This is a genomic window from Streptomyces sp. NPDC111516 (genome assembly GCF_055635345.1).
The window spans coordinates 378,322-399,349 of the sequence record NZ_JBVKBV010000005.1; the positions used below are offsets into that span (position 1 = coordinate 378,322).

18 protein-coding genes and 3 pseudogenes are annotated in these 21,028 nt (G+C 68.1%); 12 read left to right on the forward strand and 9 right to left on the reverse strand.

Annotation, left to right across the window (positions count from 1 at the left end; all coding sequences use genetic code 11):
• The first annotated feature begins 65 nt into the window (after positions 1 to 65).
• The 3 genes from ACZ7L9_RS13830 (at position 66) to ACZ7L9_RS13840 (ending at position 6,258) form a co-directional block, all read left to right on the forward strand.
• The gene (locus ACZ7L9_RS13830; RefSeq protein WP_471415160.1) at positions 66 to 725 is read left to right on the forward strand and encodes an alpha-amylase family protein; all 660 of its coding nucleotides are present in this window, start codon (positions 66 to 68) and stop codon (positions 723 to 725) included.
• Positions 726 to 817: 92 nt separating this feature from the next.
• On the forward strand, positions 818 to 2,683 hold the full coding sequence (locus ACZ7L9_RS13835) for a DUF4091 domain-containing protein (protein WP_471415161.1): 1,866 nt from the start codon (positions 818 to 820) through the stop codon (positions 2,681 to 2,683).
• 470 nt (positions 2,684 to 3,153) lie between these two features.
• A complete protein-coding gene (locus ACZ7L9_RS13840) occupies positions 3,154 to 6,258 on the forward strand; it encodes an alpha-N-acetylglucosaminidase TIM-barrel domain-containing protein (RefSeq protein WP_471415163.1) in 3,105 nt (1,034 codons plus the stop codon).
• Positions 6,259 to 6,855: 597 nt separating this feature from the next.
• On the opposite strand, the gene ACZ7L9_RS13845 is transcribed toward ACZ7L9_RS13840, so the two are convergent.
• The 4 genes and pseudogenes from ACZ7L9_RS13845 to ACZ7L9_RS13860 form a co-directional block, all read right to left on the reverse strand.
• On the reverse strand, positions 6,856 to 7,728 hold the full coding sequence (locus ACZ7L9_RS13845) for a class I SAM-dependent methyltransferase (protein WP_471415165.1): 873 nt from the start codon (positions 7,726 to 7,728) through the stop codon (positions 6,856 to 6,858).
• Between the two features lie 234 nt (positions 7,729 to 7,962).
• A complete protein-coding gene (locus tag ACZ7L9_RS13850; protein ID WP_471415166.1) occupies positions 7,963 to 8,304 on the reverse strand; it encodes a thioredoxin family protein in 342 nt (113 codons plus the stop codon).
• Between the two features lie 176 nt (positions 8,305 to 8,480).
• The gene (locus ACZ7L9_RS13855) at positions 8,481 to 9,692 is read right to left on the reverse strand and encodes an NAD(P)/FAD-dependent oxidoreductase (RefSeq protein ID WP_471415168.1); all 1,212 of its coding nucleotides are present in this window, start codon (positions 9,690 to 9,692) and stop codon (positions 8,481 to 8,483) included.
• A 104-nt stretch (positions 9,693 to 9,796) separates the two neighbouring features.
• Positions 9,797 to 9,992: pseudogene (locus ACZ7L9_RS13860) on the reverse strand (IS701 family transposase); the annotation flags it as partial.
• Between the two features lie 132 nt (positions 9,993 to 10,124).
• Between ACZ7L9_RS13860 and ACZ7L9_RS13865 the strand changes: the two are divergent.
• A complete protein-coding gene (locus ACZ7L9_RS13865) occupies positions 10,125 to 10,667 on the forward strand; it encodes a GNAT family N-acetyltransferase (RefSeq protein ID WP_471415169.1) in 543 nt (180 codons plus the stop codon).
• On the opposite strand, the pseudogene ACZ7L9_RS13870 reads toward ACZ7L9_RS13865, so the two are convergent.
• Positions 10,651 to 10,821: pseudogene (locus ACZ7L9_RS13870) on the reverse strand (IS5 family transposase); the annotation flags it as partial. The gene ACZ7L9_RS13865 and the pseudogene ACZ7L9_RS13870 sit on opposite strands and share 17 nt — an antisense overlap.
• A gap of 181 nt (positions 10,822 to 11,002) precedes the next feature.
• Between ACZ7L9_RS13870 and ACZ7L9_RS13875 the strand changes: the two are divergent.
• Both ACZ7L9_RS13875 and ACZ7L9_RS13880 read left to right on the forward strand, forming a co-directional pair.
• Positions 11,003 to 11,557 (forward strand): MFS transporter, encoded by a 555-nt coding sequence (locus ACZ7L9_RS13875; protein ID WP_471415172.1) that lies wholly within the window; start codon positions 11,003 to 11,005, stop codon positions 11,555 to 11,557.
• A 128-nt stretch (positions 11,558 to 11,685) separates the two neighbouring features.
• On the forward strand, positions 11,686 to 12,249 hold the full coding sequence (locus ACZ7L9_RS13880) for an MFS transporter (protein WP_471415173.1): 564 nt from the start codon (positions 11,686 to 11,688) through the stop codon (positions 12,247 to 12,249).
• Between the two features lie 1,077 nt (positions 12,250 to 13,326).
• Here ACZ7L9_RS13880 and ACZ7L9_RS13885 read toward each other — a convergent pair.
• Positions 13,327 to 13,926, reverse strand: a complete 600-nt coding sequence (locus tag ACZ7L9_RS13885) for a helix-turn-helix domain-containing protein (RefSeq protein WP_471415174.1) — start codon at positions 13,924 to 13,926, stop codon at positions 13,327 to 13,329.
• Between the two features lie 91 nt (positions 13,927 to 14,017).
• Here ACZ7L9_RS13885 and ACZ7L9_RS13890 point away from each other — a divergent pair, with 91 nt between their 5' ends.
• The 3 genes from ACZ7L9_RS13890 (at position 14,018) to ACZ7L9_RS13900 (ending at position 16,546) form a co-directional block, all read left to right on the forward strand.
• On the forward strand, positions 14,018 to 14,998 hold the full coding sequence (locus ACZ7L9_RS13890; protein ID WP_471415175.1) for an NAD(P)/FAD-dependent oxidoreductase: 981 nt from the start codon (positions 14,018 to 14,020) through the stop codon (positions 14,996 to 14,998).
• A gap of 61 nt (positions 14,999 to 15,059) precedes the next feature.
• Positions 15,060 to 15,419, forward strand: coding sequence for a thioredoxin (gene trxA, locus ACZ7L9_RS13895; RefSeq protein ID WP_471415176.1), 360 nt, complete (start codon positions 15,060 to 15,062; stop codon positions 15,417 to 15,419).
• A complete protein-coding gene (locus ACZ7L9_RS13900) occupies positions 15,416 to 16,546 on the forward strand; it encodes an MFS transporter (RefSeq protein WP_471415178.1) in 1,131 nt (376 codons plus the stop codon). Before trxA ends, ACZ7L9_RS13900 begins: the two co-directional genes overlap by 4 nt.
• Before the next feature lie 140 nt (positions 16,547 to 16,686).
• On the opposite strand, the pseudogene ACZ7L9_RS13905 reads toward ACZ7L9_RS13900, so the two are convergent.
• Positions 16,687 to 16,824: pseudogene (locus ACZ7L9_RS13905) on the reverse strand (alpha/beta fold hydrolase); the annotation flags it as partial.
• A gap of 410 nt (positions 16,825 to 17,234) precedes the next feature.
• Between ACZ7L9_RS13905 and ACZ7L9_RS13910 the strand changes: the two are divergent.
• The gene (locus tag ACZ7L9_RS13910; RefSeq protein ID WP_471415179.1) at positions 17,235 to 17,879 is read left to right on the forward strand and encodes an ArsR/SmtB family transcription factor; all 645 of its coding nucleotides are present in this window, start codon (positions 17,235 to 17,237) and stop codon (positions 17,877 to 17,879) included.
• A complete protein-coding gene (locus ACZ7L9_RS13915; protein WP_471415181.1) occupies positions 17,876 to 19,249 on the forward strand; it encodes an MFS transporter in 1,374 nt (457 codons plus the stop codon). Before ACZ7L9_RS13910 ends, ACZ7L9_RS13915 begins: the two co-directional genes overlap by 4 nt.
• A 505-nt stretch (positions 19,250 to 19,754) precedes the next feature.
• Here ACZ7L9_RS13915 and ACZ7L9_RS13920 read toward each other — a convergent pair.
• Together ACZ7L9_RS13920 and ACZ7L9_RS13925 are read right to left on the reverse strand one after the other, a co-directional pair.
• The gene (locus ACZ7L9_RS13920) at positions 19,755 to 20,312 is read right to left on the reverse strand and encodes a hypothetical protein (protein ID WP_471415182.1); all 558 of its coding nucleotides are present in this window, start codon (positions 20,310 to 20,312) and stop codon (positions 19,755 to 19,757) included.
• The gene (locus tag ACZ7L9_RS13925; RefSeq protein ID WP_471415183.1) at positions 20,309 to 20,530 is read right to left on the reverse strand and encodes a hypothetical protein; all 222 of its coding nucleotides are present in this window, start codon (positions 20,528 to 20,530) and stop codon (positions 20,309 to 20,311) included. Before ACZ7L9_RS13925 ends, ACZ7L9_RS13920 begins: the two co-directional genes overlap by 4 nt.
• A gap of 343 nt (positions 20,531 to 20,873) precedes the next feature.
• Here ACZ7L9_RS13925 and ACZ7L9_RS13930 point away from each other — a divergent pair.
• The coding region (locus ACZ7L9_RS13930; RefSeq protein WP_471415209.1) for a helix-turn-helix domain-containing protein at positions 20,874 to 21,028 on the forward strand (155 nt) is incomplete at its 3' end.

A 21,028-nucleotide genomic window follows, 5' to 3' on the forward strand; every position in this document is an offset into this window, starting at 1 on the left:
TGACGCTCTTATCACCCGTCACCGAAGTCACTACGTCACCCGCCCAGGCCGACACAGCCCTGCTGATGGACGCCGGGAACAGCGCCAAGCCGTGCGAGGTCACCTGGCGGAACGGCACCGCCGGAATCTTCGACCTCGCGAACCCGGACGCCGAGGCCTGGTACGAGGGCAATCCGAAGACTCTGATGAAGACCTACGGCATCGACGGGCTGAAGTTCGACACCCGCTTCTTCGACGAGAAGTGCGCACCGCGCGACGGCTACCAGGCCACCGACTACCAGAAGCTCGGCTCACTGATGCCGCTGATGTACTCCTCGACGTCGCCGGTGAACACGTATGACGTGACAACGGGAAAGAAGGTCGTCTACGACCGGGAGGCGATCGACCTCTACGGGGAGGCGGTCCAGGCGCACGAGCGGCTGGCCTCCTACATCTGGGACCAGGTCCAGGCGCCCCTCAAGACCGGTGCCCCGATCACGCGGCCGCTGTTCTTCGACTTTCCTCGGGACAAGGCGAGTTACACCGTCACCCACGAGTGGATGCTCGGCCTGGCCGTGCCGGCAGCCCCCAAGCTCGGCTCCGACGCCTCCCGCACGGTCTACCTGCTCTCCGGACCGGCGGCCGTCGGCAGCGGCGACGCCGGGATGGTCGCCAGTGCGGTCAATGTCTCCTACCCGGGCAAGAGCATCGAGGCCGTCTTCAGCGGCTTCACCGCCGCTTCCTGACGCCACGTCACCTCCTGAGGGCCTCCCGGCAGGTTGGCTTCGAGCCGCCTGCCGGGAGACGAACCCAAGTCCGTGAGAGAGGGAACCCACCAATGGCACGTATGTCCTTGCTCAGCGCTGCCTTCGTCGCGGGTGTCGTCGTGGCCGCGAGCACCACCGCGATCGCCGTCACCGGCAGTACGGGCAGCACCGACCTCAACTCCAAGGCCACCAGCACCTGGTTGACCGTCAAGGTGGCCGACGCCATGGGCACCAGGGACACCGTCACCTGGATACCCACCGGTTCCTTCGCCAGCTCGGCGGAGGAGCGGGTACCGCGCTACCCGATGACCGCGATCAAGGGCAAGGACACCAAGGAACTGTCCCTCTCGGCGGTACGCAACGAGCAGGTCTCGGCGCAGGTGGCCATCGCCTCCGGGCAGAACCTCCACGACGTCAAGGCCGTGGTCGGCGACCTCAAGGGCCCCGGCGGAGCGAAGCTGTCCGGCGACGACACCCAGGTCCGGTTCGTCAAGTACGTGCCCGTGCAGCGCTCCAAGAGCGAGGTCGACTGGTCCGCCACCATCGACCAGGTCAGCTCCGGCACGGAGGTCTCCGGCGACCGCAACCCCGACGTGGTCGGCGACGCGCTCGAAGAACGGTCCTCCGTCGATGTACCGGCGTATGCGGCGCAGCCCCTGTGGTTCACCTTCCACATCCCCAAGAAGGCCGCGCCCGGCATCTACACCGGCACGGTGCAGGTCAAGGCCGACGGCCGCACTCAGACCAGCTACCCGCTGACCATCGAAGTCGCGGACGCCGGCGTGCCCGACCCCAAGGACTACAGCTTCTTCCTGGACGTATGGGCGCAGCCGGAGACGATCGCCCAGGCCTCCGGCGTCAAACTCTGGTCCGACAAGCACTGGAAGTTCATCGAGGCGTACGACCGTGACCTTGCCAGTCGCGGCCAGAAGGTCATCAACACCACCATCGTCGACAACCCCTGGCACCACGAGTGGTCGCTGGGCACTCGCCGGTCACAGACGGCCACGCCGTACTCCAGCATGGTCGGCTGGGACTGGAACGGGAAGAACTTCGCCTTCGACTTCGCCCGCTGGGACAAGTACGTCGAGACCGCCCGCCGCGCCGGACTCGGGCCCGAGATCGGCGCCTTCTCGATGCTGGCGTTCCAGGACGGCGAGCACCTCACCTACACCGACAGCCGCACCGGCAAGACCGTCTACGAGAACGTCGACCTGGGCTCGGACCGCTGGCGGGAGGCGTGGGGATCGTTCCTTCCCGCCTTCGAGAAACACGTCAGGGCCAAGGGCTGGCTGGACCACACCTGGCTGTCGTTCGACGAACGGCCGATCAGCACCATGACGGTCGCCAAGGACTTCGTGCACGAGGTCGCCCCGGCCTTCGACCACCGCATCTCCGTCGCCGGGTCGATCAGGACCGAGGGTGTCGCGTCCAACCTTTCCGTCGACTGGGGCGGCATCGACGCGATGACCCCCGCGCTGGCCGAGGAGCGGCACAAGGCCGGAAAGATCACCACCTTCTACGTGTACGGCTCACCGGCCCACCCCAACACCCTGTCCTACTCCCCCGCCATCGAGTCGCGGATGCTGCCGTGGATCTCCGCACAGCGGCACCTGGAGGGGTTCCTGCGCTGGTCCTACAACAGCTGGACCAGCGACCCCTTCAACCAGCCGGTCCACATCTTCACGCAGGGCGACGAATACCTGATCTACCCCGGCAAGGACGGCCCGATGTCCAGCATCCGCTGGGAGCAGCTCAAGGAGGGCATCGAGGACTACGAACTCGTCGCCCAGCTGCGGAAGAAGGACCGCGGCAGCGATAGCGACGCCCTCACCGAAGCCCTCACCACCGCGACCCGCGACCTCGACGGCCGCACCAAGAACGTCACCGACATCGAAACCGCGCGAGCGGCCGTGGTGAAGGCGCTGATGTCATGAGGGAGCGGTGGAGAGCCCTGCTGACGGCCCTGCTGCGGACGGAGTCGGCACCGCGACCATGTCGTCTGCGAGTGGCACCGGAGACGCCGGCGTCGCCGCAGCGGTCACCCTCAACTACCCGGGGACAACCGTCCAGGCGGTCTTCGACCACTTCACGGCGGAGGCGCCGTGAGTGACACCAGGGTCAGCCCCACCAGTCAGTCCAGCCGGACCAATCGGCGCTACCGGCTCGAGGAGGATTTCCTCAGCCCGCCCGCCTCGCTCACCGTGTCGCCGGCCGCCCCCGCGGCAGGCTCGGCGGTGACGCTGACGGCCCTCCTCACCATCACCGCCCAGATCGCTCTGCGTGACCGGAAGCAAGGAACTGCGTTCGGTCGTACTGCCGAATGTCAACGAGGGGCTCCAGTCAGGGGTTCCAGCCCTGCACATCTTCGCGATGACGGTCGCCTGATCCCTGTGAAAGGACGTACATGAAAGACAACGAAGGCATCACCCGCAGACGCCTGCTGTCCGGCGTGGCCGCGCTCGGCGGCGCGGTGCTGCTGGCTCCGCCGCAGGAAGCGGGGGCGGCCACCACCAAACCGTGCGACACCTCACCGGCCGCCGCAGCGCTTCAGCGGATCGTGCCCGCCCACCACCGGCAGATCACGCTGCGCGCGGTCACGGGCAACGGCGGCGACCGCTTCCGGGTCACCGGCCGGGCCGGGAACATCACGGTCGAGGGCACCAGCCCCGCCGTACTGCTCACCGGCTTCCACACCTATCTCGCGCAGACCGCGAAGGCCGATGTCTCCTGGAACGGCGAGCAGTTGAACCTGCCCCGGCTGCTACCCGCCCCGGCCGAGGAGATCAGGGGGGCGGCGAACGTCCCGCACCGGTTCGCCTTCAACGACACCAACGAGGGCTACACCGGCGCGTACCGGGACTGGGCGGCCTGGGAACGCGAGATCGACGTCCTCGCGTTGCACGGCATCAACGAGGTGCTCGTCTGCATCGGCGCCGACGCCGTCTACTACGACACCTTCCGGGACTTCGGCTTCTCCGACGCGGAGATGAGGGCGTGGATCCCCGCGCCGTCCCACCAGCCCTGGTGGCTGCTGCAGAACATGTCGGGGTTCGGAGGCCCGGTGTCCCGGCAGCTCATCGACCGGCGTGCCACGCTCGCCGGGAAGATCATCAACCGGGTGCGAGAGCTCGGCATGACCCCGGTGCTGCCCGGCTACTTCGGCACCGTCCCGGACGGCTTCGCGGCCAGGAACCCCGGCGCGTCGCTGGTCTCCCAGGGCACCTGGGGCGCCTTCAAACGGCCGGACTGGCTCGACCCGCGGACGGCCACCTTCACCAAGGTCGCCGCCGCGTTCTACGCGCACCAGCGCAAGCGCTACGGCGACAGCACGATGTACAAGATGGACCTGCTGCACGAGGGCGGCAACGCCGGTGACGTCCCGGTCGGCGAGGCGGCCGAGGCCGTGGAGACGGCTCTCCGCAAGGCCCACCCCGGGGCGGTCTGGGCAATCCTGGGCTGGCAGAACAATCCGCGCCGGGAGATCCTCGACGCGATCGACAAGAGCGCGATGCTCGTCGTCGACGGGCTGTCGGACCGCTACACCACGGTCACCGACCGGGAGAGCGACTGGGAAGGCACCCCGTACGCGTTCGGCAGCATCTGGAACTTCGGCGGTCACACCCCGATCGGCGCCAACGTCCCCGACTGGGTGGACCTTTACCCGAAGTGGCGGGACAAGGACGGCAGCGCGCTCGCCGGGATCGCCATGATGCCGGAGGGCGCCGACAACAACCCCGCCGCGATGGCCCTCCTCACCGACCTGGCATGGACGCCCGGCACCATCGACCTGGACGACTGGTTCGCCTCGTACGCGACCTCCCGTTACGGCGCCGAGGACCCACACGCCGCCGCGGCCTGGAAGGTGATCCGCGACACCGCGTACAACATGACCCGTGCGGACTCGTGGAGCGAGGCGCCCGACGGGCTGTTCGGGGCCCGCCCGAGCCTGGGCGCGGACAAGGCCGCCGCCTGGGGGCCCGCGGCCGAGCGCTACGACACCACGGCATTCGACGCGGCGCTCACCGAACTGCTCCAGGTCTCACCGAAGCTGCGCGACAGCTCGGCCTACCGCTACGACCTGGTCGATGTGACCCGCCAGGTGCTGTCCAACCGCAGCCGGCTGCTGCTGCCGCGGATCAAGGCGGCGTACGACGCCGGTGACCAGGCGCGCTTCACCGAACTCACCAGGACCTGGCTGAGCTGGATGAAGCTGCTCGACAAGGTGCTCGCCACCAGCCCTCAGCACCTGCTCGGACCGTGGTTGGCCGACGCACGCTCCTGGGGCGCGACCACCGCCGAGAAGGATCAACTGGAGTACGATGCACGGTCCCTCATCACCACCTGGGCCGGCCGGGCGAGCAGCGAGGAAGGACTGCACGACTACGCCAACCGGGAATGGGCCGGACTGGTCGGCGGCCTCTATCTCACCCGCTGGAGGACGTACTTCAGCGAGCTGTCCGCCGCCCTCGCGGCAGGCAGGCAGCCCGCGGACATCGACTGGTTCGAGGTCGAGGACGGTTGGACCCACCGGCACGACAGCTACCCGCTGAAGACCACCGGCGACATCCACAAGCTCGCCCGCCAGGTGGTCACCACCCTGGCAGCCGACACGCACCAGGTCGCGCTGACCGCGTCGGCCGACAAGGCATCGGTGACGAAGGGTCAACCGGTCGGGCTCACCGTGTCGTTCACCAACCGCAACGGATTCGCGCCGGCCACGGGCGTGGCCCTGTCCGTCGAGGCACCGGACGGGATGACCGCCCAGCCGGTCGGCATGACGACCAACGTCTCCGTCGCACCGGGCGAGACGTTCACGGCGCGCTTCGAACTCACCCTCACCGCAGCCGGTGACACGCTGGTCACCCGGGTGCCGGCCGGCGCGTCCTACGCTGTCGGCGGGTCCCCCGGAACGGCCTCGTCGTCGGTGCGGGTGATGGCCGGCAACGGGGTGCAGGACCCCTACCGTACGGCCTCCTTCAACGACGCGGTCTTCGGCCAGTCCGGCGAAACCCTGGCCATCGAGGCCGCCGGCGCCGACCTGTGGGGCGGCACCAACGAGTTCGGCACGATCTACCGCGCCGGTGCCTACGGGGGCGCCTCGGCCGCCACAGTGAAGGTCATGTCGCAGGACATCACCGGGGGTTGGGCGCGCGCCGGGCTGATCGTCCGCAACGACCTCTCCTCGAACGGGGCCGCCGGGTACGTCAACCTGGCAGTGACCCCGTCCAACGGATGCGTACTGTCCTGGGACTCCGACGGGAACGGAACCTTCGACTCGATCGCCGTGAGCGGCTCACCGGCCACCCCGCTGTACCTGCGCCTGGCGCGCGCCGACGATACCTTCACCGGGGAGTACAGCCCCGATGGCACCACCTGGACCACCGTCGGCACGGCCACCCCGGGCTCTGCCGCCGCCAGCCAGGACATCGGCGTCTTCATGACAGCGGCCAACGGCTGGACCGGGACCCGAGGAATCGCCGAATTCCATGACTTCACCGTCCGCGCATAAGGGGAGCTCACAAAATGGGAGTCCGATCAGCTCGCGGCGTCTGGTGCGTGCGATCGCAAGGCGCCGGAAGGTCCTCGTAGCGGAGCTACTAGGGCATTTCGGCAACGCAGCGAGCGTGCGTGCCAGGCGTCGCGAGCCGGGCGCCCATTTTGTGAGCTCCTCTGAAGGCGTGGCCTGGCTTCGGACGAGGCGCAGGGACGAATGCCTCCTCTGTCACCTCGTCCAGGCGCACCTGAGTACTGGTACTCAGCATCTGCGCGTTGGCAGCGGCCTGGGCGTCCGTCCTCACCCGGTGCCCTACGCCTTGGAAACGGCATCGAGACTGTGGCGCTCGGGGGCTGCGGGCTGAGCGACCTTCCGCCGCAGATCGCAGCGCGCCCCTGCACCGTGTCGGACTCCCACACGTGCAGACGCTGCAGGACGGCTGTCGCCGTCAGCACCTGCGGTGGCGTGCTCGCCCGCCACCCGATTTTCAACAGGTACAGGTCCGCGGACACCAAGCCCGGAACCGCACGTCCCGTTCCTTCTGGACACACAGCCGTCTGGCCTCGCGCCGGAGCGGGCGAGGCCAGTATCTGAAAGGATTTCAGTGATCTTCTAGGCGGTGCAGGAGCGGGCGGTGTGGACAGTGGTGGCAGTGAGGTAGAAGGCGTCAGGGCGCCAGAGGATGCCGGTAGGGGCGTCGGCATCCAGGAGAGCATCCAGGGCCGCCCGGTCCTGGTCGTCCAGGTACTCGCCGAACTGGTCGCGCTGCCGGGCAAGACGGGTGCGCAGGTACTCCCGAGCCGGGAGGCCGAGCGGGGCCGGCAGGTCGGTGAGAAACGTGCGCGTGCCGGTGGGGACGAGACCGGCCCGGGCCAGCATGGCGGGCCAGTCCTCGACCTCGTCCACGGAGCCGGAGAGTTCGGTGCGCATGGTGGTGAAACCGTCCTCGTTGCCCGCGTCCAGGCGGGCCTGGAGTCCGGGGCGGCCCATGCCGATGTCACGGGGGAGGAAGCGTACGGGCAGGCCGCGTTCGGCCACGGCGAGCAGCCCGCCGGGGCGCAGGGAGGCGGCGAGGCTGGTCAATGCGGCCTGCTGGTCGCCGATATGGTGGACGGCGTTGGCGGACCAGATCAGATCGGCCGTGCCGAGCCTGCCGAACTCGTCCGGGAGGTCGGCCTGTTGGGTGGCGATACGTCCGGACGAGCGTGTACGGGCGCGTTCCAGCAGGGCAGGCGACTGGTCGACGGCGACCACCTCGGCGTCCGGGAAGGCGTCGGCGAGCAGGCCGGCGACTACGCCCGGCCCACTGCCGACGTCGAGTACACACCCCGCGCCCGCGCCGCCCAGCAAGTCGCGCAGCCAGTTCGTGGCCTGGGTGAGCGCGGGGGTGTGCAGTTCGGCCTCGCGTTCCAGATGGGAGCAGAGAGCGTCCCAGTCGATGTCGTGGGCGTGCTCACGGGTGTGGCGGTGAACGTGGTGGTGCATGAGGTACTCCGATCCGGATGAGGTGGCTGGGGTCTGTCCGGCGGATCGAGGCGCACGAAACCGGAGGTCGGGTGTCAGCGCAGGTGAGCGGAGTCTGGCACGCCCATCTGGCGTTGTCGGCGGTTGCCGACGCTCCGCCTGCGTCATGGCCCGCCGTACAGGGGCTTGGCCAGAGGTGCGGACGGCGGGCATCACGCATTCCGTCGCGGCGGAATGCGTGATGCCCGCCGGAACTCAGCGAAGGAAGGGGCCGAGGTTTCGTTCCAGGAGGGGTTTGGGGGCGGCGCCCGTCCATGCCTTCACGGGGGAGCCGTCGGCGTAGACCACGAAAGCGGGGATCGAGGAGACTCCGTGCCGGTCCGCCAGTCCGGGCTCCTCATCAACGTTGATCTTGACGACGTCCAGGACGCCCGCACGCTCGGTGGCCACCTCCTCGACGAGGGGAGTGACCCTGATGCACGGCCCGCACCAGGGGGCCCAGAACTGGATCAGGACGGGTCGCTTCGCTTGCAGAACGCGGACGGGAAACGTCTGCTCGGTGACACTGTCCACGGGACCGCTGCGCTTTGCCGTCATGATGAGACTCTCCTTGTCGATGTGTTCGTGAACGAGTACCCGACACCAGGGACGATCTGACCGCAGAGGTCACCGGACGGCCCCGGGACCGGGCCTGCTCGGCCGCCCGGTCGCCCGGGTCCCTCGCGGGGCAATACGCGCTGCCACGACGACATCGCCCGTGGCCTGCCGGGTGGTCATGCTCGGGCAGCCGTGGCGCGGTGTCGTGCGGCGGCGTGCTCCACGTCCTCGTGGAGCAGGTCGCTGTTGATGGCGAACGCGGCGGTGGAGCCCATGCCGGCGGCGGCAATGACCTGGGCACGTGGGTCGACGACGTTTCCGGCAGCCCATACCCCGGGCACGCTGGTACGGCCGGTGCGGTCCGTCACGACCCAGCCCTGGTCGTCCTTGGCGCAGCCGAGCAGCGTCAGGAGGTCGTCGCGCGGGGCGGGCCGGGGGAAGAGGAAAGCCGCGGTCCGGGGGATCACCCGGCCGTCGGTGAGCTCGATGCCGCGCAGGCGGTCGTCGTCGACGACGAGCCGCACGGCCCTGCCCTCCACGAGGCTCACGCCGAACGCGTCCAGCTGTTCCCGCTCCTGCGGGGAGAGTTCGAGGGTATGCGTGAGGAGGACGATGTCCTCGCTCCACTGACGCAGAAGCAGGGCCTGGTGCACGGCCCCCGGGTGTGTGCCGAGGACGGCGAGGGGCTGGTCACGGACCTCGTAGGCGTGGCAGTACGGACAGTGCAGCAGGTCCCTGCCCCAACGCTCCCGGACGCCGGGGATGTCGGGCAGTTCGTCGCGCAGCCCGGTGGCGACCAGAAGACGGCGGGCCCTGATCACGGGGCCGCCCTCCAGTCGCACGTCGTAGCCGGGCTCGACATGCTCCACCCGGCCCCGGATGACATCGACTCCGTAGCGGGCGGTCTCGGCCCGCCCCAGGTCGAGCAGGGTCGCCGGCGGCAAGCCATCACGGGACAGGAAACCGTGCATGTGCGCGGCGGGCGCGTTACGGGGCTCGCCGGCATCGATCACCACCACCCTGCGACGGGCTCGCCCCAGCAGGAGCGCGGCACTCAGACCGGCTGCTCCGGCACCGATCACCGCCACGTCATGGACCTCGTCACGAGTCGGCACCGCGCCGCCGTCGCGTGTATTCACCGTCGTCTTGATCACTGCGATCACCTCCGGCCCCAAGGTGCTCCAGCGCGGCACCACGCGCAACTTCTGTTGCCATTTCTGGGACGGCCGGATTGGAAGGGGATCGTGGACGAGCAGTCCCCCATCGCCGTCACGCTCGCCCAGGCCGACGCTCGGCGCCGCCGGATCGCAGCGTGGTGTGACCCTGTCCGCGCTCGCCGAGACCACATGGAGGAGCTCGTGCCCGGTGGATCGTGGAGTCTCACGCATGCATGCAGAACGCTCTCCCGAGCCCAGTGCACTCCTGATCAACGGCACTGTCGGCGTTGGCAAGACATCGGTGGCAGAAAGCGGGGGCGACCTTCTCACCGACGCCAGCAGGCCCCGTTCAGAAGGTGCTGGAACCCCTCAGGAGTGCGATGGCCAGCGTATTCGGCGAGCTGCCAGCCGTTCTTCCGCGTCACCGGACCCAGCACCACGGACGTAGTCCCGCATCCGCCACCGCAGATCCACCCGGCCGAACAGACCCCCAACACGCCCCAGCCACGACTCCAACTCAGCCGCCCACACGCCCACTTCAACAGCCCCGCTATACCCCGCACAACGAACACGCCCAGCCCAGGACACGAAATCCCGCTGGGCGTGTATCGAAAGTGCCTGGTGAGGATGGCGGAGAGCCCATTTGTGATCCACAATGTTCCGATGGTCACGCTCGAGACTCCCCGTCTGATCCTGCGTCGCTGGCGCGAGGAAGACGTTGCGCCCATGGCTGCCGTCAATGCCGACCCCGAGGTCATGCGATGGATCCGTGACGGCAGCGTCCGTGACGAACAGCAGACTCGCGGCGGGGTCCAGGCATGGGAGAGCGAGTGGGAGTCACAGGGCTTCGGCCTGTTCGCCGTGGAGATCCGGTCCACTGGCGAGCTGGCCGGGTTCACCGGCCTTTCGGTGCCCAACTTCTTGCCGGAGGTACTGCCGGCGGTTGAGGTCGGCTGGCGGCTGGGACGTTCCCACTGGGGGCAGGGCTTGGCCACCGAGGCCGCTGCGGCCGCTGTACGGTTCGGGTTCGAAGAGCGAGGGCTGGAGCGGATCGTCAGCATCGCTCAAGTGGGCAACGACGCCTCCGAACGGATCATGACCAAACTGGGGATGCATCCGGTCCGTGAGACCGTCAATCCCACCTGCGGTCGGCGAGTACGGGTGTTCGAGTTGTCGTCGGACCAGTACGTCACAACCACTCGTTGATGGCGGCAAGGAGGACGGTAGCCTCGTAGCGGACCGCGAGTTTGTCGTACCTGGTGGCCACGGCTCGATGTCTCTTGAGGCGATTGATGCCGCACTCGGCCGCGTGCCGGGCCTTGTAGTCCTCTGGGTCGAACTTCGGTGGCCGGCCACCAGTCTGGCATTTTTTCGCTGAGGAAACGCCAGGCAGCACAGTGTCCGCAGCCTGCTAACATCTCCGGATGCTCATTGTGATGTTCATCTGACGGTCCTGGGTCTCTCCCGCCCAGGTTCTGATCCGTTGAGGGTGCGGTCTTTCGCGCCCTCCGGACCTCGATATCCGTCAGACTCTGGCGGCCGTGCATACGACGCCGGTCGCACATCATCGGAGCTTCTTCGTGCTCGCAGTACTTCTCCTTCCTGGCGCGCTTCGCGCCTTCCTCCCCGCCCTGATTGGTCGGTCCGCTCTCGCGATGGGCGGTCTTGCCCTCCTCCTCGCCGTCCAAGACAGTACGGGTTCGTACACAAAAGCCGGTTCCGCAACAGCGGCGTTCGGAATCGCCAACGTCATCGCCGCCCCCTGGCGCGCCCGGGCCGTCGATCGATTCGGTCAACGAATCGCGCTCACCACCATGGCGTCAGGCCAAGCCTCCGGGTTCATCGCTCTCGCACTCATCACACAAGCCGAGGGAGTTGTGGATATCTGGTTCCTCATCCTCAGTGCGGCGATCGGCCTGGCATCACCACCCCTGGGGGCAGCGATGCGATTGATCTGGGCGTCGCTCACCACGGCCGGTGACCAGCGGACAAAAGCCTTCAGTATCGACGCGGTGTGCGAAGAGCTGCTTTTCGTAATTGGCCCCGTCATCATCAGCGCGGTCATTGTCGCCAGTTCTCCCAGCACCGGGCTCTGACCGCGGCAGCCGTTTCCCTCGGCACCGCAGCGATGACGTCGAGCGCGTCGTCGGGGGTGCATCGCGGAACAGGAAGGGGCGTCGCGCGAGGCGATCGCCCGCTGCGCCAGCCAGGTTTCGCAAGAGTATTGATCGTCCTCCTGGGCGTCGGTGGTGTACTTGGCGTCGCGGAGATCGCGGCTCCGGCAGCCGCTGCGCAACATGATGCTGTCGCAGCTTCGGGCTGGCTCCTGGCAGCCTTTGCCGGCGGAAGTGCTCTCGGAGGATTTCTCTATGGGCAGCTCAACCTCAAGGGAGGAATCGGCAAGAGACTGTTCGTCCTGTGCGTCAGCATGGGACTCGGCGCGGTGCTCGTGTCGCAATTGGACACACTCGGTCCCTTCGCGGCGGGCCTCGCGCTCGTCGGCCTGTTCCTCGCTCCGTCTCTCATCACCGGGTACCTCATCGCCGACACCATCGTTCCGGAAACCGGCCGGACAGAAGCATCGACATGGATCAACACCTCCGTAAATCTCGGCGCATCGCTGGCGTCCGCGGCAGCTGGAGTCGTCATCGACAGTTCTGGCGCATGGTTCGCCCTCCTGCTCGTGGGAGCGATTACTCTCGCGCTCGCCTCGACTGTGCCATTCACACAACTGCGCAAGATCGAGCCGCCTGCGGTCCACGCTGTCGATCGTTGTGAGCACAGCTGATCAGCAACCCTGCGGCCGACGGGCCGTGCGCTTTGTGGCAAGCGCTGTGTCCACTCGGGCCGTCTCCTTTTGCCAGGAGGCGCAGTGCGGCCGGTCGCCTTCGTAGACGTACCGGTCGGATGGGGCTGCAGCGCGGAGGCGAGGCGGCCGCAGACGGTGATGGCGCCGTCGGCGGCCAGGTGCCACCAGGGTGTGGTGGCCGCCCTTTCATATCCGCCCGCGTCCGCCGTGTCCCCGTCGCCGCTCTGCTACCGGGAAGACATCCGACGCGTCCCACCATGCCTCCGGCGGCGGACCGGTTGTTGGCGAGTCCGTCCGGCGGGGAACGGTGCAGCAGTCGGCCGATTCGCCGCGCGTCAGCGGCATCGACCGCATGCAGTCCAACTCCGGGATCGCCTCAGCCGGCTGATGGCAGTCGGGCCGTCCGAGGCCGGTACCGCCCCGCTTTTCCGAGAACTCTCTCGGTCGAGCAGAGTGGTGTGGTCGTGTTGATGAGCGATGCACCACATCTGACGCCGCGCGCTGATCCACCACGGATTACGGGACAGCCCTTTGGTGCGGTGGGCCGCGATGCCGGACCGGTAGAGGGATGCTCCTTCGACCAGCACGGCGAAAACCGTTGCCCGAGCCTGGCAGACGGTGTCTGAGAGGAGTTGGGTTGCAGGCGCGGAGAAACTCGGCGAAATGGTCCTGGTAATCGCTGTAGAAGGTGCGAATGACCGCCGCGACGGCTTCGCCACGGCTCGCCAGAGCCCACAGCTCGGGCGGTCACAGCACCCAAGCCGCGCTGGTCCGGCCGCAGAAGCACGGCGGGACGGCAGGACTACGAACTCAGTGATTCAGGGAACTGACGGCGTGACTGAAAGCCTCCACCTTGGCTGATTCAGGACTGCATATGGCCCGCACGCTACCCGAACGATGCTCGTCAACGCCCCTTGGTTTCACAGTTGTCGGCCTGCGACACCGGCGTCATGCCTCGCAACAACCAGCAGCCCAGCAGCTCGCACCCTGGTCCACTACCCACCGGGCCACCTACCGTGTCTTCCGGAAGGCGGCCCCGGCAAGGGGCCTTTCCGGTCAGGTCGATGGCTCCGCCCGGGACTGGGGTTTGGCCCGGACGTGCACGCGTTCCCCCTGGGGGCCGAAAAGGTTGAGCACCTCCACGGGAGACTCGCCCGTGGGGCCGAACCAGTGCGGCAGGCGGGTGTCGAACTCGGCCGCCTCGCCCGGCCCCATGATCAGGTCGTGGTCGGCCAGGATGAGCCGGACCCGTCCGGACAGGACGTACAACCACTCGTGCCCCTCGTGCGTGACCGGATCAGGCCGGTTGTGTTCCGCAGGGATGATCGACTTCCAGGCTTGCAGGCGCCCCGGCTGTGTCGACAGTGGAATCACTGTACGACCGTTGTGGACGCGGGGCTTGCAGCGGATCCGTGGGTCGCCGACCTCCGGCGCCCCGACGAGTTCGTCCAGCGGTACCTGGTGGGCCTGAGCGATGGGCAGCAACAGTTCCAGGCTCGGGCGGCGCTGCCCCGACTCCAGCCTCGACAGTGTGCTCTTGGAGATGCCAGTGGCCTCGGCCAACGCCGACAGGGACACGCCGCGCTGGGCGCGGATGTCCCTGAGGCGGGAGCCGACCTGGGCCAGCGTGGCGGCGATCGGTGATTGCTCGTCCATACCCCCATTCCACCTCTCGCGTCCCAGAAATGGCAACAGAAGTTGTCGCTCCCGTGCCAGGCCCGCACTATCGCGGCAGGAGGTTGTTCACATGATCAATACGACGAACGACAAGAACAGCACGGAACAGCACGGCGACGTCGACGAGGTCCACGACGTAGTGGTGGTCGGCGCCGGAGCAGCCGGCCTCAATGCCGCCCTGCTCCTCGGCCGCGCCCGCCGCAAGGTAGCGGTGATCGACGCGGGCGAGCCGCGCAACGCGCCGGCCTCGCACATGCATGGTTTCCTGTCCCGCGACGGTCTGCCCCCGGCAGCACTGCTCGACCTCGGGCGCGCCGAGATCGCCCGCTACGGCGTCCAGTTCGTCCATGGACAGGTGGAAGAGATCGACCACGGCTACTACGTCCGCATGGCGGGCGGGGTGGTGCTCAAGGCCCGCCGCGTCCTGATCGCGACCGGGCTGCGCGACGAGTTGCCCGACGTCCCCGGCGTGCGCGAGCGGTGGGGGAGGGACCTGCTGCACTGCCCGTACTGCCACGCCTATGAAGTCCGCGACCAGCCCCTCGCAGTCCTCGGCACGCACCCGGGAGCGGTCCACCAGGCTCTGCTCCTGCGCCAGTGGAGCGACGATGTCGTCTTTCTCGCGCACACTCTGGACCTGACCGCGGACGACCGGGAACAACTGAAGGCACGTGGTCTGCACCTGCTCGAGGGGGAGATCAAGCAGCTCGTCGTCGACGACGACCGGCTACGCGGAATCGAACTCGTCGACGGCCGCGTCGTCCCCCGAGCTGCCGCCTTCCTTTTCCCGCGTCCCGTCCCGCGCGATGAACTGCTGACCCAGCTGGGATGCGACAAGGACGACGCCGGCTGGGTCGTCACCGACCGCACCGGTCGTACGAGCGTCGCGGGCGTCTGGGCCGTCGGTAACGTCGTCGACCCGCGCGCGCAGGTCGTGGCCGCGGCCGGCATGGGGTCCGCCGCTGCCTTCGCCATCAACGCCGACCTGCTGGACGAGGATGTCGACCGCGCCGTCGAACAGCACCGCCTCACGGCTGCTGCCACCCTGTAGCCCGTAGCGCGGCAACGCCACACCTCACTCTCCTAACCAGTACAAGACAGGAAACCCACGCATGCCCGCACATGCCCCGCGCCCGGTGGACAGCGTCACCGAGCAGACGTTCACCGCGCGCGTCCTCCAAGCGGAGCGACCCGTCCTGGTTCAGTTCTGGGCCACCTGGTGCCACCCGTGCCGGATGGTCACCCCCATCGTGGAGCAGTTGGCCGCCGAACAGTCCGGCCACCTGGACGTCGTCAAGGTCGACCTGGACGAGGAGCCAGGACTGGCCGCCCGGCTCGGCATCACCTCTGTTCCCGCCTTCGTCGTCTACACAGGCGGCCGGCCCGCAGGGTCGTGGGTCGGTGCGGCGCCCAAGCACGTCCTGGAGAAGAAGCTCACCTCGATCCTGCGGGCCAGGGGTGATGGCCGGTGAGCGCCGAAACCGAACAGGCCGCACCGCAGGTGCAAGCCACACACGGGAGGCTGCCGTTCGGCGTCTATCTGCTCTCCTTCTGCCTGTTCGCGATGGGCAGCGCGGAGTTCCTGGTCGCCGGGGTGCTGCCGGCAATCGCGGACGACCTGCACATCACATTGTCATCCGCGGGTGCCCTGATCTCGGCATTCGCTATCGGCGTCGTCATAGGCGGGCCTCCGCTGGCCATCCTGACCCTGCACTGGCCGCGACGAACCACGCTCATTGCCACCCAGGCCATCTTCGCCGTATCCGTGGCAGTCGGTCTTCTCACCGACAGTTACACGGTTCTGATCGTCACCCGCTTCCTCTGCGGTCTCGCCTATGCCGGATTCTTTTCGGTTTCGGCGGTCACCGCGATCAGCCTTGTCACACCCGACCGCACCGCCCGTGCCTCCGGTGTCGTCGTCAGCGGGCTCAGCCTCGCGATGACCGCGGGTGGACCGGCCGGCGCTCTGATCAGCCACTTCACGGGATGGCGGGGCGGATTCTGGGTAGTGGTCGTCCTCACGGTCCTCGGCGCGCTCTCCGTCCTCTTCGCGCTGCCGGCAACGAGCACGAGCGCGGAACCGAGTGTGCGGCGTGAACTCAGTACGGTCAGACGACCGCAGCTGTGGATCGTCTACGCCGTCACCATCCTGAGCACCGCCGCCTACATGATTTCGTTCAACTACCTCGCGGCATTCCTGACCGACGTCACCGGCATCCCCGATGTCTGGGTTCCGGTGATACTGGCGCTGTTCGGCGTCGGCGCTTTCATCGGCCTGTCCATCGGAGGCAGGATCGCCGACAGATGGCCCTCACAGGCTCTGATGACCGGGGCGGTCGGAATCCTGGTCTGCTCCGTCCTGCTGGCGCTCCTCGCCCAGTACGCGCTGGCTGTCGTCCCCCTGGTCCTGCTCCTCGGAGTGGCTGGATTCGTGCTGAACGGGCCACCTCCACCTCCGCGTTCCAGCTCGGCATCGGCCTCGTCCCCGCACTGGCCGGGACCGCCCTCGGCTCCGGTGCCGGTATCACCTCGGTCATCTGGATCGGTGCCGGTCTGGCCGTGGTCACCATGCCGGCCATCCTTCTCGACCGAGCGATGACACGTCGCCGCGTGCAGCCGGATCAAGCGCCGGCGTGATGCTGGATCACCGCACAGGAGGAACTGCCGCCGCCCGCGGTGGCGGCACCACAATCGTCTTGGACTTGGTGAAAGCCAGGCTTTCGACGAGAAGGACGACCGTCAGCCAGCGTCGTTGAGGACCTCGCGCAACCTACGCGCGAAGGCGTCAGGCTGCCCGGTGGAGCCGAACTCGCCACCGAGGAAGCCGCCGTGGTGGCTCGGGAACACCGTCGCCTGCTGACCGAGCAGCTTGGCCGTCACGAAGATCCACCTCGCTGCTGGCACCCGCTGCCGGCCTGGCCTTCGTCCTCACCGTGGGCCAGGCCGGTGACTTCCCACACCGGCGTGATCCACTCGTTCAAGCCGCTGGAAGGCAGCGTCCGGCCGCGTACTGTGCCCGGATACCCCGAGCCGATGATCTCCGGGTTGGTATCCCGCGCCCATATCCCCGCTCACGCCCAGTTCATGCCAGGTCGGGGCCTGTTCGTCGCCGCACGGCACATACCCGCGCACGAGAGCCGCCCGGAAGTGCGCCGCTGCCTGGCCCAGACCGAAGACATCACCCACGGCGGAGCCACGGCCGGCGACACGGGCAACCAGCAAACTTTCCAAAAGAATTTCTGCAAAAATACTTTTGGAAAATCTCTGGTCTCTTCTACTCTCCCGTCATGGTCAGCGACGAGCAGAAACGCGTACTCGATCCCGAGCAGGACGCAGCAGCCCTGAAGGCCCTCACACACCCTCTGCGCATCCGGCTGCTCGGGATGCTGCGGCAGGACGGCCCGGCCACCGCGAGTGAACTCGCGGCCAGGACCGGGGAGTCATCCGCTTCCACCAGCTATCACCTGCGGGTTCTGGCGAAGTACGCGTTCGTCGCCGAGGCCGAGCACCGTGACGGGCGGGAGCGCCGCTGGCAGGCGGTGCACTCCGTGACCTCCTGGAGCAACAAGGCCATGGAGGCCGCGCCGGGCAGCCACGCCTGGGTCAGCCTGTCGCGCCGGGCCCAGATCGAGCACCTGGAGGCTTCTCTCGCGCGGCACGAAGCCGACATCGCCGATGGGCGGCTGGGGCAGGACTGGGTGGAGCCGTCCGGAATCAACGACCTGATGCCCCGGCTAACCCCCGAGTCGCTCACGGAACTCTGGGAGGTGCTCGACCGGAAGCTGAAGGAACTGACCAACCGCGATGTGGAAGATCCGCGTGCAGTGCAGGTCGTACTCCTCACCGCCGGACTGCCCCTGGCACCGCGCGCCCCCGCCACTGCGGCGGACACCTCTGCCCCTGCGGGGACAGATACCGAGGACGCGTCATGACCGGCCCGCTGGACATACGCACCGCACGCCGCCGCTACATCACGGTCTGCGTTCTGTTCTGGCTGCCGCTGGGGCTGAGCATCGCTCCCCAGATCCTGCTGTTCGCCGAGCGCGGCATGGCCATGGCGGCCATCGCAGGCTTCTTCGCCGCGCACTCCCTCACCGCCGCCGCGCTGGAACTGCCCACCGGAGGACTGTCCGACGTCCTCGGACGCCGTGCTGTTCTGGCCTCCGCCGGCCTGCTGAACCTGGCCGCCTTAATCCTCGTGGGCCTGGGCACTGCTCCCTGGCTGCTCGGCCTCGGCATGGCCTTGGTGGGCGCGGCCCGTGCCCTGTCCAGTGGCCCTGCCGAAGCCTGGTACGTCGACACCGTCCAGGCGCACTCCGGCCCCGGCGCCGAACTGCGCACCGGGCTGGCCCGCGGCTCCTCCGCGACATCCGCCGCGCTCGCCACGGGCACCCTGCTCGGCGGTGCACTTCCCTGGCTGCTCGGACTCGGCCCCGACCTCGGCGCCCGACTGAGCGAAGCAACGTCCGAGCGGGTGCTGCCCCTTTCCGTCCCCATTCTGCTGGGCGCAGCGGTCGAGATCGCCTTCGTGCTGTATGTCTTGACCGCTCTGCGGGAGCCGCCCCGGCCGGCAGCCACCCTGCCCGAAGTACTCCGAGGCATCCCAGCCACCGTCGTGGACGGACTGCGGCTGGGGGGCCGCGACGCGCTGGTCCGCCGAGTGCTCCTCAGCGCAGGGGCCGCCGGCAGCGCCCTGGCCGCGATCGAACTGCTCACGCCGGGCCGTGCCGCGGCCATCACGGGCGCATCGGAGTCGGGTGCCGTGCTCTTTGCCGTGCTTGCCTGCGCCGGATTCATCTGCGCGGGTATCGGCAGCCACCTCGCACCGCTGACCGCCCGGCTTGCGGGCAGTGGCGAGCGTGCGGTCATGGTGAGCCTCGGCGCGAGCGCGAGCGGCCTGCTTCTCCTCGGCATCACCGCGGCGTTCACGGGAGTGGGCTCCATGGTCCTCGCGGCCATCGGCTACGGACTGGTCTACCTCGGGCTCGGCGCAGCCGGGCCGAGTGAGAACGACCTCTTGCACCGCCGGGTTGCAAGTTCGGGCCGGGCCACCGCGCTGTCCGTCCAATCTCTCGCCCTGCAACTCGTGGCAGCTCTCACCGGCTTGATCATTGGTGTCCTTCCGGCAGGCCCGCTGCCCTGGCTGCTGGGAGGCACCGTCCTGCTGGCAGGAGCTCTCCTGTGGATTCACCGCTGCGGCCCCACACCCCAGGTCCCGGCGGCAACGCCTCAGCCACACACCATGTCGTTCTCCCCGAACACCGTCGGCTCCGCCCCCCATCAGCACCATGCCGATCAGTAGCGCCGGGACCAACAGCCCGAAGACCGCACGAGAGACCGCAAAGGCGCCGCGCATGTTCAGAACGCACGGCCCAATCGATACCTGGCAGCTGCCCTCCACCAAGGCGACACTGATGCTGTACTAGATGTACTCGTTGACCACCGGATCATCGCCACTCACGCGCGCGAACCCGGGCCCTCCTACCGTTCTGGTTGCCGAACTCATCCACGACATCCTCATCAGTGACTGAGGCGATCTACGTGCACCGACCTCGCCGAAGGAGTGTACTGGTCCGGGAAACGCGGACTACCCAGCGATATCGCCGAGTTCATCGAAGCCAGTCGGCGCAGCCAACAAGCCTCTCTGCGCCGCACGAGGCGCCTCAACACCATCCTGGCCGGCGCGCTCATCGGGTTTGTGGGACGTGGCGGGAGCCCCACCATGGGATGATGGGGCTGCGTCGGTCATTTCAACTGCCCGTCGGGTTCACCTAACAGGGCTTGTATCTCTGACAGCGCTGCCGCCACTATGCCCCTGCCGCGCGGCCGCCCCGGACCGGGACCGTACGGGCCAGCGGGTCACCCGGCTGCACGCGGAACTGGGAGGTCAGTTCCCGATCCGTGCCGGCCAGCACCCACTGCCGGTTCACGACCCGGCCACCGACCTCGAACTCGTTCCGCAGGACGGGAAGTTCGAGCATTCGGGTGAACCACTCCGCCGCGCGCTCCGCGAGGAACTCAGGCGTTCCAGAACTCTCGATCGCCGTTTCCGGGTTCCGCTCCAGCGTGTACAGCTGATCACGGAATTCGCCTCCGACGAGACGGGAGCCGGTGAAGAACGCGCCCACGGTGAGAATGTGCGCTTCCGGATCGGAATCGGGATCGTAGAGCTCCAGGGTGACCATGAGTTCGGTGCGGTTCTCGAAGACCGCGAAGCTCGCGAAGGTGTCGTCGGGATCGCAGGACCACGCGCCGGATTCCGCCCGCTCACGGAGAGCGGCGAGAAAGCGAAGCCCGCCCTCGGTGGCCTCCAGTTCCGGGTCGGGCTCGAACCAGACGGGGCCGGGGATGTCGTGCTCGTTCATAGGGCCCGCTGGTGCCATAGGGCGGTCAGGCGGGCGCTGATGGCGGAGGAGACCCCGACGCCGACGTACGCGCCGTTGTATCCGGCCTCGATGGTTTGCTGGACATGTGCGGTCCAACGGGTGGGGAGGTTCTGCAGGATCTCCCGTGGAAGCAGGGGGATGTTGGCGTTGTCGGCGCGTGAGGGGTCGGCTGCCAGGTCGTCGAGGGCGGACAGCATGGCCTCCGGTGTGAAGGGTGCCTGGACATCGGGTCCGAGCCAGGGCGAGTAGGAGCCAACCGGGCCATCCTCTCGCCAGGACTTGCTCGCGGTCGACCTCGTGCAGGGCGGCCATGACGTACTGGGAGACAGTTCGGGCCTTGCGCCGGCTTCCCACCAGCTGATCTTCTCGCGCCGCCACACGATGGCGCCGTGGCCAGGAAGGCCGCCACTCGTTCGAGGGCCTTGGTGTACCGGGCGAGCGAGTAGCCACGGTACGTGCGGACAGTGGCTACTGAACTTGATTGGGTGATGTCGGGCCGTTCGCCTGACAGCGGCTGAGTCGGGTCGGTAGCTGTGGGGTGTGAGATACGCGCAGGGCGGCGGTTTGACCGACGCCAAGAGGGCCGCGAGGGAGCGGGTCCGGCTGGAGGCAGTCGGTCGTTTCGAGAGCGGCGCGAAGAACCGGGAGATCGCGGCCGCGCTGCGGGTGAGCGAGCGGTCGGTGGAGCGCTGGCG

Bases quoted from the DNA above. Each gene is read 5' to 3' on its own strand.
- ACZ7L9_RS13830 (WP_471415160.1), top strand. From the start codon at position 66: ATGGACGCCGGGAACAGCGCCAAGCCGTGCGAGGTCACCTGGCGGAAC.
- ACZ7L9_RS13835 (WP_471415161.1), top strand. From the start codon at position 818: ATGGCACGTATGTCCTTGCTCAGCGCTGCCTTCGTCGCGGGTGTCGTC.
- ACZ7L9_RS13840 (WP_471415163.1), top strand. From the start codon at position 3,154: ATGAAAGACAACGAAGGCATCACCCGCAGACGCCTGCTGTCCGGCGTG.
- ACZ7L9_RS13845 (WP_471415165.1), bottom strand. From the start codon at position 7,728: ATGCACCACCACGTTCACCGCCACACCCGTGAGCACGCCCACGACATC.
- ACZ7L9_RS13850 (WP_471415166.1), bottom strand. From the start codon at position 8,304: ATGACGGCAAAGCGCAGCGGTCCCGTGGACAGTGTCACCGAGCAGACG.
- ACZ7L9_RS13855 (WP_471415168.1), bottom strand. From the start codon at position 9,692: ATGCGTGAGACTCCACGATCCACCGGGCACGAGCTCCTCCATGTGGTC.
- ACZ7L9_RS13865 (WP_471415169.1), top strand. From the start codon at position 10,125: ATGGTCACGCTCGAGACTCCCCGTCTGATCCTGCGTCGCTGGCGCGAG.
- ACZ7L9_RS13885 (WP_471415174.1), bottom strand. From the start codon at position 13,926: ATGGACGAGCAATCACCGATCGCCGCCACGCTGGCCCAGGTCGGCTCC.
- ACZ7L9_RS13890 (WP_471415175.1), top strand. From the start codon at position 14,018: ATGATCAATACGACGAACGACAAGAACAGCACGGAACAGCACGGCGAC.
- trxA (WP_471415176.1), top strand. From the start codon at position 15,060: ATGCCCGCACATGCCCCGCGCCCGGTGGACAGCGTCACCGAGCAGACG.
- ACZ7L9_RS13910 (WP_471415179.1), top strand. From the start codon at position 17,235: ATGGTCAGCGACGAGCAGAAACGCGTACTCGATCCCGAGCAGGACGCA.
- ACZ7L9_RS13915 (WP_471415181.1), top strand. From the start codon at position 17,876: ATGACCGGCCCGCTGGACATACGCACCGCACGCCGCCGCTACATCACG.
- ACZ7L9_RS13920 (WP_471415182.1), bottom strand. From the start codon at position 20,312: ATGAACGAGCACGACATCCCCGGCCCCGTCTGGTTCGAGCCCGACCCG.
- ACZ7L9_RS13925 (WP_471415183.1), bottom strand. From the start codon at position 20,530: ATGCTGTCCGCCCTCGACGACCTGGCAGCCGACCCCTCACGCGCCGAC.